Raw genomic sequence first — 21,590 nt, forward strand, 5'->3', positions numbered from 1 at the left:
GAAGCATGGGCAACGATCCTCGGTTACGGCGTTTTGCCGATTGCCATGACCCCTTCTGGCCACGGGTGGAACTGAACAGGCTGCGTGAGCGCCTGAACCTGCGGCGGCCTGTCAGTGAGGCTGTGCTGGAAGTGGCCGCACGCTGCGCTGCCATCGACGCTGCACGCGAATTCGCGCGCTGGCGCGCGGTGTTGCGAGAACGGGGCTACAAGCGTCTCGAGGATGTGGCCGGGCATGACCACGGGCGTGCATTGCGGGTGTGCTATATCCGCTTTGTCGAAGCCGCGGTCATGCACTACCTGGGCTCGACCGCCTACCTGCCCGCCGCACACCGAGGGGCTGCTCATGACTGAAAAATCTGTTGTCGACAGCCTGGCCCCGGCGCTGGTGGAGTTGCTGGGCGTGGATGGCAATGTCCTGTTCGCTGCGCTGCTGGGGGCTTTGCTGGTGAGTGCGGCGCGCGACCGCTTGATCACCAACACGGCCAGGCGCCTGACGCTGGGCAAGAAACTCTTGCTGGTGTTCGTGACCGTGGGGGTTGGCCACCTGTTCGAGCCGCTGGTTTCGTCACTGGTGCCCTTGCTGAGCCGTGGCATGGCGGGGTTCGTGGCTGCCGTGGTGGTTATCCCCATCAGCCTCAAGGTGATGGTCTGGCTGGATACGCTGGACCCGCGTGAACTCATCCAGCGCTGGCGCCGCCGGGGCTAGCCGCTGGCGGCATTGGGCGAGCGACTGGTCAGCGCGCTCAATTGCCGCTCCAGCTGCTGGATGCGTTGTTTGTCCTGAACCAGCAGGAGAACGGCTTGGCGATCGGCAAGCGACAGGGTGCGCAGGCGCGCGAGCATGTCCTGTTCCCAGCCCTCGTCGTCAAGGCCTGCGCGATGTCGTTCGGGTTCACCCAGCAGCAGCCAGTCCAGTGAGCACGCATACTGCCTGGCGATGTCTATGCAAAGTGAATAAGGAATGCTGTCGCGCACCTTCCAGCTGCTCAATGTCTGCGGGCTGATCGAGAGCGCTCTGGACAGCTCGGCGTCAGATTCCGTAGCAGTCAGAAGCTTCAGCCTCGTCAGCACCGAAGCAAGTACGTGGGTACTCATAACAAATATCCATGACTGGTTTAATGATATTCCATGGGCTTAAACTACTCGTTATGAATACAGCCCTGCGTTTTAAGGAGCATTCCTGCAATGAGAAGCATCAAACTGAAGAATACACCTATATATGCAGCCAATACTGACAAAACCGGACGACTATTCTCACAGAAGGTAAGCCCGAACAATGCTTGCAGGTACTTGCCGTGAGTACATACAAGCTGGTTTGCCCGCATTGCCACAGCCGGATGCGTATACGCACCAGTGAAGGGCGTCATATTTTCCTGCGGATCGCCTATTTGCAATGCACCAACGAGGCCTGTGGCTGGTCGGTGCGTGCCGAGTTCGAGATGACCCATGAGCTCTCGCCCAGCGGCATGCCCAACCCGGAAGTGTACCTGCCTTCGGCCAACGGTGATTTACGCAAGGCAGCGCTGCCGGGGGCCGTCCAGGACAATCCTGGTGAATAAGCCTTCATGCTCACGGATAAAAGCGTGCAGATAAAAAAACACCCCGCATAAGCGGGGTGTCTTGTTTTGCCGGGGCGATCAGCCGATCAGTTGCAGGCCGGCTTGCTGGACCATTTCCAGCAGCGGTTGCGGGTACACACCCAGCACGAAGGCGAGAATGGCGATGGCCAGCAGCATGACGCCGCCGGTGCGCTGTTCCCATTTCAGCGGGGCGTCGTGGCGACGCAGGTTCGGCTCGACCAGGTACAGGGTGACCATGACGCGCAGGTAGTAGTAGACACCGATGGCGCTACCGATCACCAGGGCACCGACCAGCCACCACAGGTGCGACTCGACGCCGGTGGCGATGATGTAGAACTTGCCGATGAAGCCGGCGGTCAGCGGGATACCCGCCAGCGACAGCATCATCACGGTCAGTACCGCAGTCAGGTACGGACGGCGCCAGAACAGGCCGCGGTACTCGTACAGTGCATCGGCGTCACGGCCGCCGTAAGGCGAGGACATCAGGGTGATGACACCGAAGGCGCCCAGGCTGGTGATCACGTAGGTGACCAGGTACACGCCCATGGCTTCCAGGGCCAGGCCCTTGCTGGCGACCAGGGCGATGACCAGGTAACCGAAGTGGGCGATGGACGAGTAACCGAGCAGGCGCTTGAGGTTGCTCTGGGTCAGTGCCAGCAGGTTACCGATCAGGATCGAGGCCACGGCAATCACCGCCAGTACGGTGCTCAGCGCGCCGCTGCTGGCAGCAGGGGAGAGCATGAACAGACGCACGACAACGGCGAACACCGCAACCTTGCTGGCGGTTGCCAGGAAGGCGGCGACCGGTGCCGGGGCGCCTTCGTACACGTCCGGGGTCCACAGGTGGAACGGTACCAGCGACAGTTTGAAGGCCAGGCCGACCAGCATCATGCCCAGGCCCAGCTGGGCCACCAGGCTTGGCATGCTGGTGGCGGCCAGGGCCTTGCCGATCTGGTCGAAGCTCAGGCTGCCGGCGTCGGCGTACAGCAAGGCCATGCCGAACAGCAGGAAGGCCGAGCCTGCGGCCGACAGCACCATGTACTTGATGCCGGCTTCCAGCGAGCGCTTGTTGAAGAAGGCATACGCCACCAGGCCATAGACCGGTACCGACAGCAGCTCCAGGCCGATGAACAGGCCGGCCAGGTGGTTGGCGCTGACCAGCACCAGGCCACCGAGGGCCGACATCAGCAGCAGCAGGTACAGTTCTTCACGGTTGCCCGGGAAACCCTTGGAGCCTTCGCCGAGGTAGGCGTGGGCAAGGGTGACGCAGGCCAGCGTCGCCACCAGGATGATCGCCATGTACAGGCAGGCGAACTTGTCGATGGTGATCAGCGGGGTGACCGCCAGCGGCGCAACCTTCAGCGCCGGCAGGATCGACAGCAGGGCCAGGTTGAGGCCCACGGTGGACAGCAGGAAGGTCTGCGAGTGGTTGCGCTTCCAGGCGATCGCCAGCATCACCACCACCGTGGTGATGGTGGTGATCAGCATCGGCGCCAATGCGATGAAGTGTTGAGTGGTGAATTCCATAGCGCTCTTACCGGGCCGAAGCGAGTTGAGTGAAAGCGGAACCGAGCCACTGCTGCACACCACTCATGGTGGCGGCAGAGGTGTCGAGGAACGGCTGCGGATACACGCCCAGCAGGATCAGCAGTACCGCCAGACCCAGGACCATGATCAGTTCGCGTCCGTCCATGCCGGCCAGCACGGTGTCGGTCTTGGCCGGGCCGAAGTAGGCGCGGTGGATCATGATCAGCGAGTACACCGAACCGAACACCAGGCCAGTGGTGGCGATCACGGTGATCCAAGGCACGCTGGCGAAGCTGCCGATCAGGATCAGGAACTCGCCGACGAAGTTGCCTGTACCGGGCAGGCCCAGGGAGGCGGCGGCGAAGAACAGGCTGATGGCCGGCAGGTAGGCGATGCGGTGCCACAGGCCACCCATCTGGCGCATGTCACGGGTGTGCAGGCGCTCGTACAGCTGGCCGGCCAGGATGAACAGCGCGGCAGCGGACAGGCCGTGGGCCAGCATCTGGATCACCGCGCCTTGCAGGGCCTGCTGGCTGCCGGAATAGATACCGATCAGCACGAAGCCCATGTGCGAGACGCTGGAGAAGGCGACCAGGCGCTTGATGTCGGTTTGCGCAAAGGCCAGGAAGGCACCGTAGAAGATACCGATCAGGCCCAGGGTCATGGCGATTGGCGCAAATTCGGCCGAGGCGTTCGGGAACAACGGCAGGGCGAAGCGCAGCAGGCCGTAGGCCGCAGTCTTCAGCAAGATACCGGCCAGGTCCACGGAACCTGCGGTCGGTGCCTGGGCGTGAGCGTCAGGCAGCCAGGAGTGGAACGGCACCACCGGCAGCTTCACCGCGAAGGCGATGAAGAAGCCCAGCATCAGCAGGTATTCGGTACCGGCTGGCAGTTCGGCCTTGAGCAGGTCGCTATAGTTGAAGGTGATCACGCCGGTGTTGGTGTAGTTGACCAGCACCAGGCCGAGGATCGCCACCAGCATGATCAGGCCGCTGGCCTGGGTGAAGATGAAGAACTTGGTCGCCGCGTAGATCCGGGTCTTCTTGCCGTCCGACGAGCTGTGACCCCAGAGCGCGATGAGGAAGTACATCGGCACCAGCATCATTTCCCAGAAGAAGAAGAACAGGAACAGGTCCAGGGCCAGGAACACACCGACCACGCCGCCAAGGATCCACATCAGGTTGAGGTGGAAGAAGCCGACGTGACGCTGGATCTCTTTCCAGGAACACAGTACCGACAGCACACCGAGCAGGCCGGTGAGCAGGATCATCAGCAGCGACAGGCCGTCGAGGGCCAGGTGGATGCTGATGCCGAAACGCTGGATCCACTGGACTTTGTATTCCAGGGCCCAGGCAGGCTCGGCGCCCGGAGCGGGTGCCAGGGTGTAGTCGCCGTTACCCCACAGCCACAGGCCGATGCCGAGCAGAAGGGACATGGTCAGCAGCGCGATCCAGCGCGGCAGGGTGGCGCCGAAGCGCTCACCCAGCCAGCACAGGAAGCCGCCGATGAAGGGGATCAGGATCAGCCAAGGCAAAATCATGACGGGTTCGTTTCCTTTTGCAGGGTCGCAAGGTTCGCAAGGTTCATGGTCATACCGCGGCCACTACCACAGCGCCGAGTACCAGCACTGCGCCAACGGCGATCGAAGCGGTGTACCAGCGCAGCTGGCCGGTCTCGGTCTTGCTCATGGCGACGTGGCCGCCGCGAGCCAGGCGAGGAATCAGGCCGATGCTGCGGTCAACCGGATCCTTGCGCAGGATGTGGCTGATCAGCAGGTAAGGTTTGACGAACAGCTTGTCGTAGATCCAGTCGAAGCCCCAGGCGGCGAACCACCAGGCCGACAGGACACGACCGATACCGCTGTTGGCGACGGCGCTGACGAAGCGGCGCTTGCCCAGGAACAGCAGGGCCGACAGCAGGATACCGGCGATGGCGATGGCGCCCGAAGTGATCTCCAGCGCGTGCTTGGCTTCGCCACCGGCGTGGCCGGCGCTTTCAGGCAGCACACCTGCCAGCGGCGGGGTGATCCAGGCGCCGACGAAGGTCGACAGCACGATCAGCACGCCCAGCGGCAGCCAGTGGCTGATGCCGTGGCCAGCGTGGGCTTCGGTCTTGGCTTCGCCGTGGAAGGCGATGAAGATCAGGCGGAAGGTGTACAGCGAGGTCATGAACGCACCGACCAGGCCGGCGTACAGCAGGCCGGTGTTGCCGCTGGCGAAGGCTTCCCAGAGGATCTCGTCCTTGGAGTAGAAGCCCACGGTCACGATCGGCAGGGCAGCCAGGGCAGCGCCACCGACCACGAAGCTGGCGTAGGCCAGCGGCAGTTTCTTCCAAAGGCCGCCCATCTTGAAGATGTCCTGCTCGTGGTGGCAGGCAACGATCACCGCACCGGAGGCAAGGAACAGCAGGGCCTTGAAGAAGGCGTGGGTCATCAGGTGGAAGATCGCCGCGTCCCAGGCGCCAACGCCCAGGGCCAAGAACATGTAGCCGATCTGGCTCATGGTCGAGTAGGCGAGGATGCGCTTGATGTCGGTCTGCACCAGCGCGGCGAAGCCGGCCAGTACCAGGGTCACGCCACCGACCACCCCTACCAGGTGCAGGATGTCCGGCGCCAGCAGGAACAGGCCGTTGGTACGGGCGATCAGGTACACGCCCGCGGTCACCATGGTTGCCGCGTGGATCAGCGCGGAGACCGGAGTCGGGCCGGCCATCGCGTCGGCCAGCCAGGTCTGCAGTGGCAGCTGGGCCGATTTACCGACCGCACCACCCAGCAGCATCAGGGTTGCCAGCACCATCCAGGTGTCGCCAGCCTGGAACTTCTGCGGTGCCAGCACCAGCAGTTCCTGCACGTTCAGGGTACCCAGCTGGACGAACAGGATGAACAGGCCGATGGCCATGAACACGTCGCCGATACGGGTGACGATGAATGCCTTGAGTGCCGCGTTACCGTTGTTGCGGTTGCTGTAGTAGAAACCGATCAACAGGTACGAGCACAGGCCCACGCCTTCCCAGCCGAAGTAGATGAACAGCAGGTTGTCGCCCAGCACCAGGAACAGCATGCTGGCGATGAACAGGTTGGTGTACGCGAAGAAGCGCGAGTAACCGGCTTCGCCACGCATGTACCAGGAAGCGAACAGGTGGATCAGGAAGCCGACACCGGTGACAACGCCGAGCATGGTGACCGACAGGCCGTCCAGGTACAGGGTGAAGTTCGGCGCGAAGCCGTCCACCGACATCCACTGCCACAGCAGCTGGCTGTACGCGCCGCCTTCAGGCGGGGCGACATTGAATTGCCAGATGACGTAGGCGGCGGTGGCGGCCGAAAGGCCTACCGAGCCGACGCCGATCAGGGCGGACAGGTTCTCCGAGAACCGCCCGCGCGAGAACGACAGCAGCAGGAAGCCGACGAGGGGGAAGACGAAAGTCAGGAAGAGAAGGTTCATCCGCGCATCTCACTGGCAGCATCGATGTCGAGAGTGTGGAAGCGGCGATACAGCTGCAGCAGGATGGCCAGGCCAATACTGGCCTCGGCGGCTGCCAGGCTGATCACCAGAATGAACATCACCTGGCCGTCGGGCTGGACCCAACGGGCACCGGCGACGACGAACGCCAGGGCAGAGGCGTTCATCATGACTTCCAGGCTCATGAGCACGAAGAGGATGTTGCGGCGGACCATCAGGCCAACCAGACCTAAGCAGAACAGGATGCCGGCGACTGCCAGACCATGCTCGAGAGGGATAGCACCCATGATTTACTCCTTCGCCTCGTTGCGGCCCAGGTGGAAGGCGGTGACGGCCGCGGCCAGCAGCAGCATCGAAGCCAGTTCGACCACCAGCAGGTAAGGGCCGAACAGGCTGATGCCGACTTCTTTCGGGCCCACGGTGGTACCGCTGATGCCGGCGCCGCTCGGGGTGACGAACAGCACGTACAGCAGCTCCAGCAGCAGCAGGGCGGCGAGGATCACCGGCCCGGCCCAGATACCGGGCTTGAGCCAGCCCCGTTCCTGGGCGACCGAAGCCGGCCCGAGGTTGAGCATCATCACCACGAACACGAACAGCACCATGATGGCGCCGGCGTAGGCGATCACTTCCAGGGCGCCGGCGAACGGCGCACCCAGGGCGAAGAAGATCATGGCCACGGAAATCAGCGAAATGATCAGGTAAAGCAAGGCGTGCACAGGGTTGGTGCCGGTCACCACCCGAAGGGTGGAGACCACGGCGATCCCGGATGCGAAGTAGAAAGCGAATTCCATCTTTCTGTCCTTATGGGAGCAAGCTCTTCACGTTGATCGGCTCGGCTTCGTTCTGTGCAGAGCCCTTCGGCTTGCCAGCGATTGCCATGCCGGCAACACGGTAGAAGTTGTAGTCAGGGTTCTTGCCGGGGCCGGAGATCAGCAGATCTTCTTTCTCGTACACCAGGTCCTGACGCTTGAACTCGGCCATTTCGAAATCCGGAGTCAGCTGGATCGCGGTGGTCGGGCACGCTTCTTCACACAGGCCGCAGAAGATGCAGCGCGAGAAGTTGATGCGGAAGAACTCCGGGTACCAGCGGCCGTCCTCGGTCTCGGCCTTCTGCAGCGAGATGCAGCCGACCGGGCAGGCCACCGCGCAGAGGTTGCACGCTACGCAGCGCTCCTCGCCATCGGGGTCGCGGGTGAGGACGATGCGGCCGCGGTAGCGCGGCGGCAGGTACACGGGTTCTTCGGGGTACTGCAGGGTGTCGCGCTTGCGGAACCCGTGGGAGAACACCATTGCCAGGCTGCGCAGCTGGGTGCCGGTGCCCTTAACGATGTCGCCGATATACTTGAACATGGGTCAAATCCTCACTGGGCCGCGACGGCTGGCGTGTTGTAGAGCACGATCGCAGCGGTCACCAGCAAATTGATCAGGGTCAGCGGCAGGCAGAACTTCCAGCTGAAGTCCATCACCTGGTCATAGCGTGGGCGCGGGATCGATGCGCGCAGCAGAATGAACAGCATGATGAAGAACGCGGTCTTCAGCGCGAACCACAGGAACGACAGTTGCGGCAGGATGCCGAACGGGCCGTGCCAGCCGCCGAAGAACAGGGTTACCAGCAGCGCCGAGATGAGGATGATGCCGATGTACTCACCGACGAAGAACATGCCCCATTTCATGCCGGCATACTCGATGTGGTAGCCGTCGGCCAGTTCCTGTTCCGCTTCGGGCTGGTCGAACGGGTGACGGTGAGTCACGGCGACGCCAGCGATGAAGAAGGTGCAGAAGCCGAAGAACTGCGGAATGATGAACCACAGGTTCTGGGCCTGGTATTCAACGATGTCGCGCATGTTGAACGAACCCACCTGCACCACCACGCCCATCAGCGCCAGGCCCAGGAACACTTCGTACGACACGGTCTGTGCCGAGGCACGCAAGCTGCCCAGCAGGGCGTACTTGTTGTTCGACGACCAGCCGGCGAACAGCACCGCGTAGACCGACAGGCCGGCCATGGCGAAGAAGAACAGCAGGCCGATGTTCAGGTCGGCGACGCCCCAGGTCGGGGTGATCGGGATGACCACGAAGGCGATCAGCAGGGCGCTCATGGCCACTACCGGTGCCAGGGTGAAGATCACGCGGTCGACGAAGGGCGGGTTCCAGTCTTCCTTGAAGAACATCTTCAGCATGTCGGCAGCGATCTGGAACATGCCGAACGGGCCGACGCGGTTCGGACCGTAACGGTCCTGCCACCAGCCCAGCAGGCGGCGCTCGACGAAGCTGAGCAGCGCGCCGCAGACCACCACCGCCAGCAGGACCACGATGGCCCGCAGCACGGTCAGGATCACATCGATCACTTCGGGGGTGAACCAGCTCATTGTGCTGCCTCCTGCAGACCTTCGACGGATGCACCGAAGATGGCAGGCGGAATGCCGGCCAGGCCTTTCGGCAACGCGACCAGGCCAGCGCCCAGCTCTTCATTGATACGCAGCGGCAGGCGCAGGGCCACACCAGCCACGTTCAGGCTCAGCAGAGCACCGTCGTTGACGCCCAGGCGGTCGGCTTCGGACTTGGCCAGGGCCACGTAGGCTGCCGGGATGCGCTCTTGTACCGGTGCGGCGCGCGAGGAGCTTTCTTCGCTGCCGAACAGGTGGAAGAACGGCACGGCAGTCCAGGTGCCACGGGCCGGGTTGAAGGCGCCCGGAATGGTATTGAACCAGCTCAGGCGGTCGCCTTGAGGTTCGATCAGGCGAACGCCCGGGTCACCGGCACGCAGGTGGCCACCGACCTCGTCCTGGAACTTGTTCCAGGCTTGCGGCGAGTTCCAGCCCGGCGACCAGGCGAACGGCACTTGCTGACGCGGTTCGGCCGAACCCGAGTAGCCTTCCATGGAGAAGGCGAACGCGGTGTCCTTGTCTTGCGGAGTACGCGGCTCGTGCACGCTGATGTTGGCGCGCATGGCGGTACGGCCGGAGTAGCGCAGCGGCTCACGGGCCAGTTTCATGCCCTTGATGCGGAACGCGGCGCTTGGCGCGGCGTTGACGATGCCGGCCAGTTGCGGGGCGGCTTCGGCGCAGGCGCTGGTGACGTGATCCAGCTGGGTCCAGTCGACCGGCTTGTTCAGCAGGGTGGCACGCAGGGCGTGCATCCAGCGCCAGCCTTCGTGGATCTGGATGCTGCTGTCCAGGTATTGCGGGTCGAAGACCTGGAAGAAGCGCTGGGCGCGGCCTTCCTGGCTGACCAGGGTACCGTCGCCTTCGGCGAACGAGGCGGCCGGCAGCACCAGGTGGGCGCGGTCGACAGTCGGGGTTTTCGAGTGGTCGGCAACGATCACTACCTTGGCTGCGGCCAGGGCTGCATCGACCTTGGCGGCCGGTACGCGGGCGTACAGGTCGTTTTCCAGCACGACGATGGCGTCGGCTTTGCCGCTGATGACCGCGTCCAGCGCGGCATCGACCGATTCGCCACCGAGCATGGCCAGGCCGAGGCTGTTGGCTTCAGGCACCACCAGGCTCAGTGAGCCGTTCTTCTCGCGCAGTTTCAGCGCCTTGGCGATGTTGGCGGCGGCTTCGATCAGCGCCGGGTCGGCCAGCGAAGTACCGGCTACGACCAGTGGGCGCTTGGCCGCGACCAGGGCGTCGGCGATGCGCTGGGCCAGGGCTTTCGCTTCGGCGTCCAGGCCTTCGACGGCAGGGGCGCTCGGGTCGATGGCGTGGGCCACGGCAAAACCGATGCGGGCCAGGTCGGCCGGGGCGGCGTGCACGCATTCTTCGGCGACGTCGTCCAGCTTGGTTTCAGCCAGCGAAGCGATGAACAGCGGGTACAGCGCGTGCTGGCCGATGTTCTTCACGGCGGCGTCGAGCCACGGCTGCACCTTCATCGCTTCGGCCATGGCCTCGGCCTTGCCCTTGGTGGCCTGGCGCACGGCCAGGGCGACGCGGGCAGCGGTCTGGGTCAGGTCTTCACCGAGCACGAACACGGCGTCGTGGTCTTCGATGTCGCGCAGGGTCGGGACCGGCAGCGGGCTGTTGTTCAGCACGTTCAGAGCCAGGCGTACGCGGGCCAGTTCGCCGGCTTCCATACCCGAGTAGAAGTACTCGGCACCGACCAGCTCACGCAGGCCGTAGTTGCTTTCCAGGCTGGCGCGTGGCGAGCCGATACCGACGATGGTACGCCCGCGCAGCAGGTCGGCGGCCTTGTCCAGGGCGGCGTCCAGGCCCAGCTTGGTGCCGTCGGCCAGGTGTGGCTGGCGTGGGCGATCCTTGCGGTTGACGTAGCCATAGCCGAAGCGGCCACGGTCGCACAGGAAGTACTGGTTTACCGAGCCGTTGAAGCGGTTTTCCACCCGACGCAGTTCGCCGTAGCGCTCGCCCGGGCTGATGTTGCAGCCGCTGGAGCAGCCGTGGCAGATGCTCGGGGCAAACTGCATGTCCCACTTGCGGTTGTAGCGCTCGGAGTGGGTCTTGTCGGTGAACACGCCGGTCGGGCAGACCTCGGTCAGGTTGCCGGAGAATTCGCTTTCCAGCACGCCGTCTTCGACGCGGCCGAAGTACACGTTGTCGTGGGCGCCGTAAACGCCCAGGTCGGTACCACCGGCATAGTCCTTGTAGTAGCGCACGCAGCGGTAGCAGGCGATGCAGCGGTTCATCTCATGGGCGATGAACGGGCCGAGGTCCTGGTTCTGGTGGGTACGCTTGGTGAAACGGTAGCGGCGCTCGTTGTGGCCGGTCATTACCGTCATGTCCTGCAGGTGGCAGTGACCGCCTTCCTCGCACACCGGGCAGTCGTGCGGGTGGTTGGTCATCAGCCATTCGACGACGCTGGCGCGGAACGCCTTGGACTCTTCATCGTCGATGGAGATCCAGGTGCCGTCGGAGGCAGGGGTCATGCAGGACATGACGATACGACCGCGGGTGTCGTTCTCGTCGGTGTACTGCTTGACCGCGCACTGCCGGCAGGCGCCAACGCTACCAAGCGCCGGGTGCCAGCAGAAATAAGGGATGTCGAGGCCGAGCGACAGACAGGCCTGTAACAGGTTGTCTGCACCGTTGACTTCGAGCGCTTTGCCGTCTACGTGGATAGTGGCCATTGTTCAAAGTTCTTCGTTGGCCCGCGTGAGCGGGCGTGGCTAATGGAAATCGGTGAGCTTGCGACACGCCACGATTTCTCGGGCCTGCCGGCAAGCTGGCGAGTGGCACGGACCACCCGCCTTAATCATCTTGTTATGCGCCGACCACGATCGGCCCGGCCTGGATTGGCTTCGCCAGGTTCGGACGCAGCGCATCGCCAGCACCAGCTGGAGCGACACCTGCCTCGAATTCCGAGCGGAAGTATTTGATGGCACTGCCCAGCGGCTCGACGGCACCTGGTGCGTGAGCACAGAAGGTACGGCCAGGGCCGAGGAAGTTGACCAGGCCCAGCAGCGTCTCGATGTCTTCGGCGCGGCCCTGGCCTTTTTCCAGTGCGCGCAGCATCTTCACGCTCCACGGCAGGCCGTCACGGCATGGAGTGCACCAGCCGCACGATTCGCGGGCAAAGAACTCTTCCATGTTGCGCAGCAGCGAAACCATGTTGATGCTGTCGTCCACCGCCATGGCCAGACCGGTACCCATACGGGTGCCGACCTTGGCGATGCCGCCGGCGTACATCTGCGCGTCGAGGTGCTCGGGCAGCAGGAAGCCGGTACCGGCGCCGCCTGGCTGCCAGCACTTGAGCTTGAAGCCGTCGCGCATGCCGCCGGCATAGTCTTCGAACAGTTCGCGGGCGGTGACGCCGAAAGGCAGTTCCCACAGGCCCGGGTTCTTCACCTTGCCGGAGAAGCCCATCAGCTTGGTGCCGTGGTCTTCGCTGCCTTCACGGGCCAGCGACTTGTACCAGTCGTTGCCGTTGGCGACGATGGCCGGGACGTTGCACAGGGTTTCGACGTTGTTCACGCAAGTCGGCTTGCCCCACACGCCCACGGCGGCAGGGAAGGGCGGCTTGGAGCGCGGGTTGGCGCGGCGGCCTTCCAGCGAGTTGATCAGTGCGGTTTCTTCACCGCAGATGTAGCGGCCGGCACCGGTGTGCACGAACAGCTCGAAATCGAAACCGCTGCCGAGGATGTTCTTGCCCAGCAGGCCGGCGGCTTTGGCTTCCTCGATGGCGCGGTTCAGGTTCTTCGCTGCGGTGGTGTATTCGCCACGCAGGAAGATGTAGCCACGGTAGGCCTTCAGGGCGCGGGCGCTGATCAGCATGCCCTCGACCAGCAGATGGGGCTGTTGCTCCATCAGCATGCGGTCTTTCCAGGTATTCGGCTCCATTTCGTCCGCGTTGCACAGCAGGTAGCGGATGTTCATGGATTCGTCTTTGGGCATCAGGCCCCACTTCACGCCAGTGGGGAAGCCTGCACCACCGCGGCCCTTGAGGCCGGAGTCCTTGACGCTTTGCACGATGTCGTCGGCCGACATCTGCGCCAGCGCCTTGCGGGCGGCAGCGTAGCCGTTCTTCGATTCGTACTCGGCAAGCCAGACCGGCTCGCCGTCGTCACGCAGGCGCCAGGTCAGCGGGTGGGTTTCGGCCGTGCGCGCGATGCGGTTGGCCGGGCCGAAGGAAGTAATGGTCATACGTAACCCTCCAGCAATTTGGAAACGCCAGCCGGCTGCACGTCACCGAAGGTGTCGTCGTCGATCATCAGCGCCGGGGCCTTGTCGCAGTTGCCCAGGCAGCATACCGGCAGCAGGGTGAAGCGGCCGTCGGCGGTGGTCTGGCCCAGGCCGATGCCCAGTTCGCTTTGAATCTGGCTGACCACGGATTCATGGCCGCCGATGTAGCAGACCATGCTGTCGCACACGCGGATGATGTGGCGGCCGACCGGCTGACGGAAGATCTGGCTGTAGAAGGTGGCGACACCTTCGACGTCGCTGGCCGGGATGCCCAGTACTTCGCCGATGGCGTGGATGGCGCCGTCCGGCACCCAGCCACGTTCCTTCTGGACGATCTTCAGGGCTTCGATGGACGCCGCGCGCGGGTCCTCGTAGTGATGCATTTCGTGCTCGATGGCCGAGCGCTCGGTTTCGCTCAGGGCGAAACGGTCTGTCTGGATAAGCGTGCTGTTCATGCTTAGCGGTCCACGTCAGCCATAACGAAGTCGATACTGCCCAGGTACGCAATGAGGTCGGCGACCATGCTGCCTTTGATCACCGAAGGGATCTGCTGCAGGTGCGGGTAGCTCGGGGTACGGATCCGGGTGCGGTAGCTCATGGTGCCGCCATCGCTCGTCAGGTAGTAACTGTTGATGCCCTTGGTCGCCTCGATCATCTGGAACGACTCGTTGGCCGGCATGACCGGGCCCCACGAGACTTGCAGGAAGTGCGTGATCAGGGTTTCGATGTGCTGCAGGGTGCGCTCTTTCGGCGGCGGCGTGGTCAGCGGGTGATCCGCCTTGTACGGGCCTTCCGGCATGTTGCGCAGGCACTGGTCGATGATGCGGATACTCTGGCGCATCTCCTCGACGCGGACCATGCAGCGATCATAGGCATCGCCGTTGTGGGCCAGCGGTACTTCGAACTCGAAGTTCTCGTAACCGGAGTAGGGGCGGGCTTTACGCAGGTCGAAGTCGCAACCGGTGGCACGCAGGCCGGCACCGGTGGTACCCCAGGCCAGGGCTTCCTTGGTGTTGTACGCGGCAACGCCGATGGTACGGCCCTTGAGGATGCTGTTCTGCAGGGCGGCCTTTTCGTACTCGTCGAGGCGCTTGGGCAGCCATTCGACGAAGTCCTTGACCAGCTTGTCCCAGCCGCGCGGCAGGTCGTGGGCAACGCCACCGATGCGGTACCAGGCCGGGTGCAGGCGGAAACCGGTGATCGCTTCGATCACGGTGTACGCGCGCTGGCGGTCGGTGAAGGTGAAGAACACCGGGGTCATGGCGCCGACGTCCTGGATGTAGGTGCCCAGGAACAGCAGGTGGCTGGTGATACGGAAGAACTCGGCCAGCATCACGCGGATGGTGTCGACCTTCTGTGGCACCTTGATGCCGGCCAGCTTCTCGACCGCGAGCACGTACGGCAGGTTGTTCATTACCCCGCCGAGGTAGTCGATACGGTCGGTGTAGGGGATGAAGCTGTGCCAGGACTGGCGTTCGGCCATTTTTTCGGCGCCACGGTGGTGGTAGCCAATGTCCGGTACGCAGTCGACGATCTCTTCACCGTCCAGCTGCAGGACGATACGGAAGGCACCGTGCGCGGAAGGGTGGTTGGGGCCGAGGTTGAGGAACATGTAGTCCTCGTTGGCGCCCTGGCGCTTCATGCCCCAGGCTTCAGGGTTGAAGCGTGCCGATTCCTCTTCAAGCTGCTGCTTGGCCAGGGTCAGGCTGTAGGGATCGAACTCGGTGGCACGGGCCGGGTAGTCCTTGCGCAGCGGGTGGCCTTCCCAGGTGGGCGGCATCATGATGCGGCTGAGGTGCGGGTGGCCGGCAAAGTCGATGCCGAACATGTCCCAGACTTCGCGCTCGTACCAGTTGGCGTTCGGCCAGATACCGGTCACGGTCGGCAGGTTCAGGTCGCCTTCGCTGAGCGACACCTTGATCATCACATCGCTGTTACGCTCGATCGACAGCAGGTGGTAGAACACGCTGAAGTCGGCGGCTGGCAGGCCGCGGCGCTGGGTGCGCAGGCGCTCGTCGACGCCGTGCAGGTCGTACAGCATGCTGTAGGGCTTGGCTACGCCGCGCAGGAAGCTGAGCACTTCCTTGAGCTGCTCGCGCTTGACCCACAGCACGGGCATGCCGGTGCGGGTTTCCTGGGCGACGAATGCTTCGGCGCCAAAACGGTTGTGCAGTTCGACGACCACATCCTGGTCGTCAGCCTTGTAGGGCGGAATGAAAATAGCGTTGTCCGCTGTCATGGTCTCGGTCGCTTTGGGTCAACGTTAAGAATGAAGCCAGGCCGCCGGCTCCAGGGGAGCGGGCGGCAGGTCGCTGGATCAGACTTCGTCGGGGCTGCGCAGGTTGGTTACTGCAATGCGCTGCTCACGACGCAGGTCTTTCTGGGCTGGCATCTCGGCACGGTAAATACCTTGATCACCAACAACCCAGGAAAGCGGGCGTCGTTCTTGGCCGATCGACTCCTGCAGCAGCATCAAGCCTTGCAGGAAAGCCTCAGGGCGTGGCGGGCAGCCGGGCACATAGACGTCCACGGGGAGGAACTTGTCGACCCCCTGAACGACCGAGTAGATGTCGTACATGCCGCCGGAGTTGGCGCACGAACCCATGGAGATTACCCATTTCGGCTCGAGCATCTGCTCGTACAGGCGCTGGATGATCGGCGCCATTTTGACGAAGCAGGTACCGGCGATGACCATGAAGTCGGCCTGACGCGGCGATGCCCGGATGACTTCGGCGCCGAAGCGGGCGATGTCGTGGGGTGCCGTGAAGGCCGTGGTCATTTCCACGTAGCAGCAGGACAGGCCGAAGTTGTACGGCCAGAGGGAGTTCTTGCGACCCCAGTTGACCGCGCCACGCAGCACATCTTCAAGCTTGCCCATGAAGATGTTCTTGTGGACCTGGTCCTCCAGCAGTTGATCGGTGACGGTTTCCCGTTCACCGACCGGGTACTGCTCGTTGGGCGCATCCGGATCGATTCTGGTGAGATTGTATTGCATGCCAAAGCCTCATTGTTTCAGCTTCGCTTGCCGCTTGCGGCGACCTTCGGGAGCCCAATCAAGTGCCCCGACGCGCCATAGGTAGACAAGACCAGCCAACAGAATTGCTATGAAAACGAGTGCTTCGACGAATCCGGTCCAGCCGCTTTCGCGGACGGACACAGACCATGCAAAGAGAAAGAGGGCTTCGATATCGAAGATCACGAACAGCATCGCGACCAGATAGAATTTGGCGGACAGGCGCAGGCGGGCGCTGCCGACGGGCAGCATGCCGGATTCGAAGGGTTCGTTCTTGGCGCGGCCCCAGGCCTTGCTGCCGAGCAGGCTGGACAGGCCGAGCATGAAGGCGCACAGGCCGACGACACCCAGGAGGAAGATGGCAAAGCCCCAGTTGTGGGCGATGAGTCCTGCCGAATCGGACATGCTAGAGATCCTTATACAGAGACCCAGCTCTGCAGTCTGAAATAAGTGTAGAGCGGCGACCTGGTGTCGCACATGCAGTGACCAAATGTCGCAGCTGAATCAATCGCGCTGATTTTATGGGTAAACCCCGTGCAAGTAAAATTTCTGTAGCAAATTTATTCGTAGGATTAAGTACAAAAGCCGCTTGTAACTGGCTGAAAGCCTTGAGATTCGGGCATTGCGTGCGGTTTTGTTAATTATGTTTCCTGCGAATGGTAACGAATTGCAAGTTTCGAAATGATAATTAATATCATTTGATCTGATGTCTGATATTTCCGTTGTTCTGTGTCTTGTAAAGTTCATCTGCCGATTCCCCCTACTTGCAAATGCAAAAAACGCCTGTTCTAGCAGCTTCTGACGCCGCTTGCCCCGCCCTGGGTCAATACTTTACCGATTGAGCAATGACTGGCTGATGAAGCGATCGCCCATTGGCCGAGCCAGTAGGTGAGGATGATCAGGTACGGCGCGGCGGCGAACGGGCTGACGAAGCGGTCGATACCGATCAGGCTGTCGGAAAGCACGAACAGGCAGGCGCCGAGCGCGGCGAGCCCGCCACAGGCCAGGGCGCGCCAGAGCATGGCGCTGATGGCCAAGGCGTAGAGCACGACCGGGATCAGTAGTGGGCCGAGGCCGTGGCTGGCCAGTACGCCGAGCAGAGTGATGCCGGTGATGCCGCTCAGCAGCAGTGCGGGCAGGGCTGGGCGCAGGGTCTGGCTGCAATAGGCGCGCAGGTAGGCCAGGTGGGCGCAGAGGAAGGCAGCCAGGCCGAACACGAACAGGTCGGCGGGGATGGCTAGCAGGATGTCGCCGAGTACCGAGAGTGCCAGGCCTAGGGTGATCCACTGGCGATAAGGTGTGGCAGAGGTGCTGCGCAGCCAGGCGATCAGGGTCAGTACCGGGATTGGTTTGGCCAGGAGGGCAAGCAGGGTGCTGTCGCTGGCCAGTGCATATATATAGAGGGCGGCGGCGGTCAGGGCGAGAATCATCAGGTGGCTTGGACGAAGCATGGGCAGTCCTTGCGGCTGTGCTGCCTCAAGCATAGACCTGATCCCGGGTTTTGCTTCCTCCTGTACCGGCCCTTTCGCGGGTAAACCCGCTCCTACAACGATAGGTGGTCCATGTAGGAGCGGGTTTACCCGCGAATGGGCCGGTGCAGGCGCTGCCGAAGTGCGGCATAAAACAGATTTGTCCCCTTCCATGTAGGTCATTTCCCAAACATACTCCTGTCGCCTTTTTTTCGTTGCGGCTGCTGTGGCAGCGCTCTAGTCTCGGCGTGTCGTTGCACATCAACGACACGGCTTTGACAGGCCGGAATTGAAAGAAGGTGCACTCGCTTTGCCTCAATGGCGGCTGTGCGTGTGGGCACGCTCGCGTGCGCCGGTCTTTCTTTCTTTCCACCGGTCTGTCAACCCGCGCATAGCTGCCACCCAACCGTTTGACAGCGGGCGGATGGTGGCCAAACAGGAAAGAAAGGAGCGAGTCATGCTGAAAATTGTCCCCGATCCACCCCGCAACCCCCATTCCCTCGAAGACACCCTGATCCAGGCCACCGACTACGCGCTGTGCGCGGCGACGGTGGTGCATCAGGCATCGTTGCTGCAGCCCAAATCACCGGCGTCGATCCTGATGATGACCTCGATGCACGAGCTGGAGGCGCTGCGGGCTTTGCTTGAGTCGGCATTGATCCAGGTGCAGATGCCTGCTGAGCCTCGGACTTTGCACTGAGGCTTGAGTGATGTGTTGTCTGGGCGGGCCTCTTCGCGGGTAAACCCGCTCCCACAGGGTCACCACAGTCTTCAAGACTTGCACAGTCCCTGTGGGAGCGGGTTTACCCGCGAAAGGGCCCGTCCAGGCAGTCGAGAATTTTCAGGGGATTCAAAAATGACCACAGAAGACACCCAATTCACTGTCGGCAAGACCACCTTCTACCAAGGCGAATACGGCACCCACCCACTGTTCCGCATCGAGCTAGGTATTCCCTGTCGCGACGCCCGCGAGCAGTCTTCGGAATTGATGGGTTACGTGCGCGAACTGACCATCACCGGCCTGATGGATGAGAAACCGATGATGATCTGGGCCGCCCACTATCTGAGCGCGATGGCCAAGGCATTGATGGATGATGCGGAACTGGGCATGAAGCACTGAGGTAGTGCAGGGCTTCGCGATTGCTTTGTAGGAGCGGCCTTGTGTCGCGAAAGGGCCGCAGAGCGGCCCCAGGATTTAAGCATCGAGGCAAAAAATGCGGGGGCTGCTTTGCAGCCCTTCGCGACACAAGGCCGCTCCTACAGGGTCCGTGTATTTCTGGGTACAGACCAAAAAGAAAGGCCCGGGGCTTTAACAAGCCTCGGGCCTTTCTTCAGCAGCAACCCACTATCAGTGGAACTGCTCTTCCTCGGTCGAACCGGTCAGTGCAGTCACCGACGATACGCCACCTTGAATCACGGTGGTCATGTCGTCGAAGTAGCCAGTGCCCACTTCCTGCTGGTGCGCCACGAAGGTGTAGCCTTTGTTGGCGTCAGCGAATTCCTGCTCCTGCAGCTTCACGTAGGCGGTCATGTCGTTGCGGGCGTAGTCGTGCGCCAGGTTGAACATGCCGTGCCACATGTTGTGGATGCCGGCCAGGGTGATGAACTGATGCTTGTAGCCCATTGCCGACAGCTCGCGCTGGAACTTGGCGATGGTCGCGTCGTCCAGGTTCTTCTTCCAGTTGAAGGAAGGCGAGCAGTTGTACGACAGGATCTGGTCCGGATACTCCTTCTTGATCGCTTCGGCGAAGCGGCGGGCTTCGTCCAGGTCCGGCTTGGCGGTTTCGCACCAGATCAGGTCGGCGTACGGCGCGTAGGCCAGGCCGCGGGCGATGGCCTGGTCGAGGCCGGCGCGTACCTTGTAGAAGCCTTCACGGGTGCGCTCGCCAATCACGAACGGCTGGTCGTACGGGTCGCAGTCGCTGGTCAGCAGGTCGGCGGCGTTGGCGTCGGTACGGGCCAGGATGATGGTCGGCACGCCCGATACGTCAGCTGCCAGGCGCGCGGCCACCAGCTTTTGCACGGCTTCCTGGGTCGGTACCAGTACCTTGCCACCCATGTGGCCGCATTTTTTCACCGAGGCCAGCTGGTCTTCGAAGTGCACACCGGCGGCGCCTGCTTCGATCATGTTCTTCATCAGTTCGTAGGCGTTCAGCACGCCACCGAAACCGGCTTCGGCGTCGGCCACGATCGGTGCGAAGTAGTCGATGTAGCCATCGTCGCCCGGGTTCTTGCCGGCTTTCCACTGAATCTGGTCGGCGCGGCGGAAGGCGTTGTTGATGCGCTTGACCACGGTCGGTACCGAGTCGACCGGGTACAGCGACTGGTCAGGGTACATGGACTCGGCCGAGTTGTTGTCGGCGGCAACCTGCCAGCCGGACAGGTAGATGGCCTGGATGCCGGCCTTGACCTGCTGCACTGCCTGGCCGCCGGTCAGGGCGCCCATGCAGTTGACGAAATCTTTTTCTGGGCGGAAGGACGGGTGGGCACCTTCGGTGACCAGCTTCCACAGTTTTTCTGCACCCAGGCGGGCCAGGGTGTGCTCCGGCTGCAGGGAGCCACGCAGGCGAACGACATCAGCGGCGGTGTAGGTACGGGTCACGCCTTTCCAGCGCGGGTTCTCGGCCCAGTCTTTCTCGAGGGCTGCAATTTGCTGTTCGCGTGTCAGTGCCATGGAAATAAACCTCGTCGCATCGATCTTGGGGTAATTGTGCTGATGCTCGGAGCAGATCAGGAGCTGGCGGCTGTCCTGTTCGCAGGAGTGCGGCGGCGAACGCGAAGGCTCGAAGGGGAAGGGTGTGCAGGCCAGGCGAAAGGGTGCTCCGGCAGGTCGGCTCGTGGTTGCCTTGCTGCGGTGCTACGCGATTGCCAGTACTGCGGTGATGCGCTTCCGTCCCTCGGGACAACTTCTTCGTTGCAGTCGCAATCCCGTCGAACCGCCTTGTGGGCCGTATAGACACGAGACGCCTCCAGGGGTGGGAGGAGCGCGCCTCGAAGGCCCTTGCCAGGGCCCCTGATTAGCGGGAGCGAGGCCATCATGCCCTTGGGAAAAAGACCCTGTCAAATGTTTTGTAGTGGTTTTTTTCACTTACTACATCTTTGGTCTAATGCGACTTGGCAGTCAGTTTCAAGGCCTTTGGTCGAGGCCTTGAATTGCCTGGGATCAGTCGAGAAGGTCGACTTTGACGCGCAAAGTCATGTTTTCACCCCGTTGGGTGCTGTAACTGTGGCTTGATGCGCTACGGTCGGCTTGGCTCTGCTGGTTGTAGCCCGCCAGTGTGATCCATTCTCCGAGCTTGCCGGTGATGGTCGTGTCGGTGCTTTGCACTTTCACTACATCAGCACGTTCCTGGCTGATACGGTCATTATTGGTGCTTATTTGCAGACGAACCGTATCGCCACTCAAGCTGGGGGTGACGTAGAAACCCTGGGTCACGTTGCGGTATTCGGTATTGCTCTGGATGCGCCCGTAGCTGTCGGTGCTGGTGCTGGTGATCGGGATGCTCTGGCCAATCTGGATCAGCGCCGGCTGGCCTTCGCTGGCCTGAATCTGCTGCATGCCGCCGTCACGGTTGCTGGTGCCATAGTGGATGACGCGCGCGTTGCCACGGTTGTCCTGGAAGTTGCTGTCGTTGTTGTCGACGCTGATCAGCAGGCGCTTGGGTGCGGTGTCCAGCTGTTGCAGCAGGGTGCGCAGGTCGTCGATGCGTTCGGGGCTGGCGTTGACGATCAGCTTGTTCTCGAAGGCGCTGACCGTGCCGTCCTTGCCGATGAATGCCTGGGCGGCAGGTAGCAGTTCGGCGCTGCTGCGGTGTTGTAGCGGCAATACCTCGGTGGCGGCCTGGGCAGTGAGGCTGGCGGCCAGCAGCAAGGCGGCGAATAGGGGGCGTAGCGGCATGTCCATGA

General features: G+C 62.5%; 22 protein-coding genes. 5 read left to right on the forward strand and 17 right to left on the reverse strand.

Features of this window, described 5'->3' with window-relative positions:
• The first annotated feature begins 5 nt into the window (after nt 1-5).
• Both RR51_RS07680 and RR51_RS07685 read left to right on the forward strand, forming a co-directional pair.
• Entirely contained in the window at nt 6-353 is a 348-nt protein-coding gene (locus RR51_RS07680; RefSeq protein ID WP_039613099.1) for a head completion/stabilization protein, read from the forward strand.
• The gene (locus tag RR51_RS07685; protein WP_015271057.1) at nt 346-708 is read left to right on the forward strand and encodes a hypothetical protein; all 363 of its coding nucleotides are present in this window, start codon (nt 346-348) and stop codon (nt 706-708) included. The genes RR51_RS07680 and RR51_RS07685 overlap by 8 nt, the downstream gene beginning before the upstream one ends.
• Here the strand turns inward: RR51_RS07685 and RR51_RS07690 are convergent.
• Nucleotides 705-1,097: a helix-turn-helix domain-containing protein gene (locus tag RR51_RS07690; RefSeq protein ID WP_003261013.1), complete on the reverse strand. Its 393-nt coding sequence runs from the start codon at nt 1,095-1,097 to the stop codon at nt 705-707. The two genes, RR51_RS07685 and RR51_RS07690, sit on opposite strands and share 4 nt — an antisense overlap.
• Nucleotides 1,098-1,297: 200 nt before the next feature.
• On the opposite strand from RR51_RS07690, the gene RR51_RS07695 reads away from it, so the two are divergent.
• Complete coding sequence (locus tag RR51_RS07695) at nt 1,298-1,561, forward strand: ogr/Delta-like zinc finger family protein (RefSeq protein WP_023662582.1); 264 nt, start codon at nt 1,298-1,300, stop codon at nt 1,559-1,561.
• A 78-nt stretch (nt 1,562-1,639) separates the two neighbouring features.
• Here the strand turns inward: RR51_RS07695 and nuoN are convergent, their stop codons facing one another.
• The 14 genes from nuoN to RR51_RS07765 form a co-directional block, all read right to left on the reverse strand.
• The gene (gene nuoN, locus RR51_RS07700) at nt 1,640-3,109 is read right to left on the reverse strand and encodes an NADH-quinone oxidoreductase subunit NuoN (RefSeq protein ID WP_013973390.1); all 1,470 of its coding nucleotides are present in this window, start codon (nt 3,107-3,109) and stop codon (nt 1,640-1,642) included.
• Nucleotides 3,110-3,116: 7 nt separating this feature from the next.
• Complete coding sequence (nuoM, locus tag RR51_RS07705; RefSeq protein WP_015271056.1) at nt 3,117-4,649, reverse strand: NADH-quinone oxidoreductase subunit M; 1,533 nt, start codon at nt 4,647-4,649, stop codon at nt 3,117-3,119.
• A gap of 49 nt (nt 4,650-4,698) precedes the next feature.
• A complete protein-coding gene (gene nuoL, locus RR51_RS07710) occupies nt 4,699-6,552 on the reverse strand; it encodes an NADH-quinone oxidoreductase subunit L (RefSeq protein WP_013973388.1) in 1,854 nt (617 codons plus the stop codon).
• Complete coding sequence (gene nuoK, locus RR51_RS07715; protein WP_003251446.1) at nt 6,549-6,857, reverse strand: NADH-quinone oxidoreductase subunit NuoK; 309 nt, start codon at nt 6,855-6,857, stop codon at nt 6,549-6,551. Before nuoK ends, nuoL begins: the two co-directional genes overlap by 4 nt.
• 3 nt (nt 6,858-6,860) lie before the next feature.
• Nucleotides 6,861-7,361 carry an NADH-quinone oxidoreductase subunit J gene (gene nuoJ, locus RR51_RS07720; protein WP_003261007.1) on the reverse strand — a complete coding sequence of 167 codons (501 nt, stop codon included), beginning with the start codon at nt 7,359-7,361 and terminating at the stop codon, nt 6,861-6,863.
• A 10-nt stretch (nt 7,362-7,371) separates the two neighbouring features.
• Nucleotides 7,372-7,920: an NADH-quinone oxidoreductase subunit NuoI gene (gene nuoI, locus RR51_RS07725; RefSeq protein ID WP_003251442.1), complete on the reverse strand. Its 549-nt coding sequence runs from the start codon at nt 7,918-7,920 to the stop codon at nt 7,372-7,374.
• 11 nt (nt 7,921-7,931) lie between these two features.
• On the reverse strand, nt 7,932-8,939 hold the full coding sequence (gene nuoH / locus RR51_RS07730; protein ID WP_003251440.1) for an NADH-quinone oxidoreductase subunit NuoH: 1,008 nt from the start codon (nt 8,937-8,939) through the stop codon (nt 7,932-7,934).
• On the reverse strand, nt 8,936-11,650 hold the full coding sequence (gene nuoG, locus RR51_RS07735) for an NADH-quinone oxidoreductase subunit NuoG (RefSeq protein ID WP_013973387.1): 2,715 nt from the start codon (nt 11,648-11,650) through the stop codon (nt 8,936-8,938). The genes nuoH and nuoG overlap by 4 nt, the downstream gene beginning before the upstream one ends.
• 133 nt (nt 11,651-11,783) lie before the next feature.
• Nucleotides 11,784-13,163: an NADH-quinone oxidoreductase subunit NuoF gene (gene nuoF / locus RR51_RS07740; RefSeq protein WP_039613100.1), complete on the reverse strand. Its 1,380-nt coding sequence runs from the start codon at nt 13,161-13,163 to the stop codon at nt 11,784-11,786.
• The gene (nuoE, locus tag RR51_RS07745) at nt 13,160-13,657 is read right to left on the reverse strand and encodes an NADH-quinone oxidoreductase subunit NuoE (RefSeq protein ID WP_003251433.1); all 498 of its coding nucleotides are present in this window, start codon (nt 13,655-13,657) and stop codon (nt 13,160-13,162) included. Before nuoE ends, nuoF begins: the two co-directional genes overlap by 4 nt.
• A gap of 2 nt (nt 13,658-13,659) precedes the next feature.
• Nucleotides 13,660-15,441, reverse strand: a complete 1,782-nt coding sequence (gene nuoC / locus RR51_RS07750) for an NADH-quinone oxidoreductase subunit C/D (RefSeq protein WP_013973384.1) — start codon at nt 15,439-15,441, stop codon at nt 13,660-13,662.
• A 78-nt stretch (nt 15,442-15,519) separates the two neighbouring features.
• Nucleotides 15,520-16,197: a NuoB/complex I 20 kDa subunit family protein gene (locus tag RR51_RS07755; RefSeq protein ID WP_003251429.1), complete on the reverse strand. Its 678-nt coding sequence runs from the start codon at nt 16,195-16,197 to the stop codon at nt 15,520-15,522.
• Between the two features lie 9 nt (nt 16,198-16,206).
• A complete protein-coding gene (locus RR51_RS07760) occupies nt 16,207-16,620 on the reverse strand; it encodes an NADH-quinone oxidoreductase subunit A (protein WP_003251427.1) in 414 nt (137 codons plus the stop codon).
• A gap of 383 nt (nt 16,621-17,003) precedes the next feature.
• Nucleotides 17,004-17,666 carry a lysoplasmalogenase gene (locus RR51_RS07765; RefSeq protein WP_039613101.1) on the reverse strand — a complete coding sequence of 221 codons (663 nt, stop codon included), beginning with the start codon at nt 17,664-17,666 and terminating at the stop codon, nt 17,004-17,006.
• Between the two features lie 475 nt (nt 17,667-18,141).
• Here RR51_RS07765 and RR51_RS07770 point away from each other — a divergent pair, with 475 nt between their 5' ends.
• A complete protein-coding gene (locus RR51_RS07770; protein ID WP_039613102.1) occupies nt 18,142-18,384 on the forward strand; it encodes a hypothetical protein in 243 nt (80 codons plus the stop codon).
• Between the two features lie 156 nt (nt 18,385-18,540).
• The gene (locus RR51_RS07775; RefSeq protein ID WP_039613103.1) at nt 18,541-18,804 is read left to right on the forward strand and encodes a DUF3077 domain-containing protein; all 264 of its coding nucleotides are present in this window, start codon (nt 18,541-18,543) and stop codon (nt 18,802-18,804) included.
• A gap of 228 nt (nt 18,805-19,032) precedes the next feature.
• Here RR51_RS07775 and aceA read toward each other — a convergent pair whose 3' ends face one another.
• Complete coding sequence (aceA, locus tag RR51_RS07780) at nt 19,033-20,358, reverse strand: isocitrate lyase (protein ID WP_039613104.1); 1,326 nt, start codon at nt 20,356-20,358, stop codon at nt 19,033-19,035.
• 489 nt (nt 20,359-20,847) lie between these two features.
• Nucleotides 20,848-21,582, reverse strand: coding sequence for a secretin N-terminal domain-containing protein (locus RR51_RS07785; protein WP_039613173.1), 735 nt, complete (start codon nt 21,580-21,582; stop codon nt 20,848-20,850).
• Nucleotides 21,583-21,590: the final 8 nt, after the last annotated feature.

It is taken from the genome of Pseudomonas sp. C5pp, assembly GCF_000814065.1.
In the GTDB taxonomy this organism is placed as follows: domain Bacteria; phylum Pseudomonadota; class Gammaproteobacteria; order Pseudomonadales; family Pseudomonadaceae; genus Aquipseudomonas; species Aquipseudomonas asiatica.

Excerpts from the sequence above, each read along its gene's own strand:
- nuoK (WP_003251446.1), bottom strand. The coding sequence starts at position 6,857 with ATGGGTGCTATCCCTCTCGAGCATGGTCTGGCAGTCGCCGGCATCCTG.
- nuoI (WP_003251442.1), bottom strand. The coding sequence starts at position 7,920 with ATGTTCAAGTATATCGGCGACATCGTTAAGGGCACCGGCACCCAGCTG.
- RR51_RS07690 (WP_003261013.1), bottom strand. The coding sequence starts at position 1,097 with ATGAGTACCCACGTACTTGCTTCGGTGCTGACGAGGCTGAAGCTTCTG.
- RR51_RS07775 (WP_039613103.1), top strand. The coding sequence starts at position 18,541 with ATGACCACAGAAGACACCCAATTCACTGTCGGCAAGACCACCTTCTAC.
- nuoG (WP_013973387.1), bottom strand. The coding sequence starts at position 11,650 with ATGGCCACTATCCACGTAGACGGCAAAGCGCTCGAAGTCAACGGTGCA.
- RR51_RS07765 (WP_039613101.1), bottom strand. The coding sequence starts at position 17,666 with ATGCTTCGTCCAAGCCACCTGATGATTCTCGCCCTGACCGCCGCCGCC.
- RR51_RS07685 (WP_015271057.1), top strand. The coding sequence starts at position 346 with ATGACTGAAAAATCTGTTGTCGACAGCCTGGCCCCGGCGCTGGTGGAG.
- nuoH (WP_003251440.1), bottom strand. The coding sequence starts at position 8,939 with ATGAGCTGGTTCACCCCCGAAGTGATCGATGTGATCCTGACCGTGCTG.
- nuoJ (WP_003261007.1), bottom strand. The coding sequence starts at position 7,361 with ATGGAATTCGCTTTCTACTTCGCATCCGGGATCGCCGTGGTCTCCACC.
- RR51_RS07755 (WP_003251429.1), bottom strand. The coding sequence starts at position 16,197 with ATGCAATACAATCTCACCAGAATCGATCCGGATGCGCCCAACGAGCAG.
- nuoC (WP_013973384.1), bottom strand. The coding sequence starts at position 15,441 with ATGACAGCGGACAACGCTATTTTCATTCCGCCCTACAAGGCTGACGAC.
- nuoM (WP_015271056.1), bottom strand. The coding sequence starts at position 4,649 with ATGATTTTGCCTTGGCTGATCCTGATCCCCTTCATCGGCGGCTTCCTG.
- nuoL (WP_013973388.1), bottom strand. The coding sequence starts at position 6,552 with ATGAACCTTCTCTTCCTGACTTTCGTCTTCCCCCTCGTCGGCTTCCTG.
- nuoF (WP_039613100.1), bottom strand. The coding sequence starts at position 13,163 with ATGACCATTACTTCCTTCGGCCCGGCCAACCGCATCGCGCGCACGGCC.
- nuoE (WP_003251433.1), bottom strand. The coding sequence starts at position 13,657 with ATGAACAGCACGCTTATCCAGACAGACCGTTTCGCCCTGAGCGAAACC.
- RR51_RS07680 (WP_039613099.1), top strand. The coding sequence starts at position 6 with ATGGGCAACGATCCTCGGTTACGGCGTTTTGCCGATTGCCATGACCCC.
- RR51_RS07770 (WP_039613102.1), top strand. The coding sequence starts at position 18,142 with ATGCTGAAAATTGTCCCCGATCCACCCCGCAACCCCCATTCCCTCGAA.
- aceA (WP_039613104.1), bottom strand. The coding sequence starts at position 20,358 with ATGGCACTGACACGCGAACAGCAAATTGCAGCCCTCGAGAAAGACTGG.
- nuoN (WP_013973390.1), bottom strand. The coding sequence starts at position 3,109 with ATGGAATTCACCACTCAACACTTCATCGCATTGGCGCCGATGCTGATC.
- RR51_RS07785 (WP_039613173.1), bottom strand. The coding sequence starts at position 21,582 with ATGCCGCTACGCCCCCTATTCGCCGCCTTGCTGCTGGCCGCCAGCCTC.
- RR51_RS07760 (WP_003251427.1), bottom strand. The coding sequence starts at position 16,620 with ATGTCCGATTCGGCAGGACTCATCGCCCACAACTGGGGCTTTGCCATC.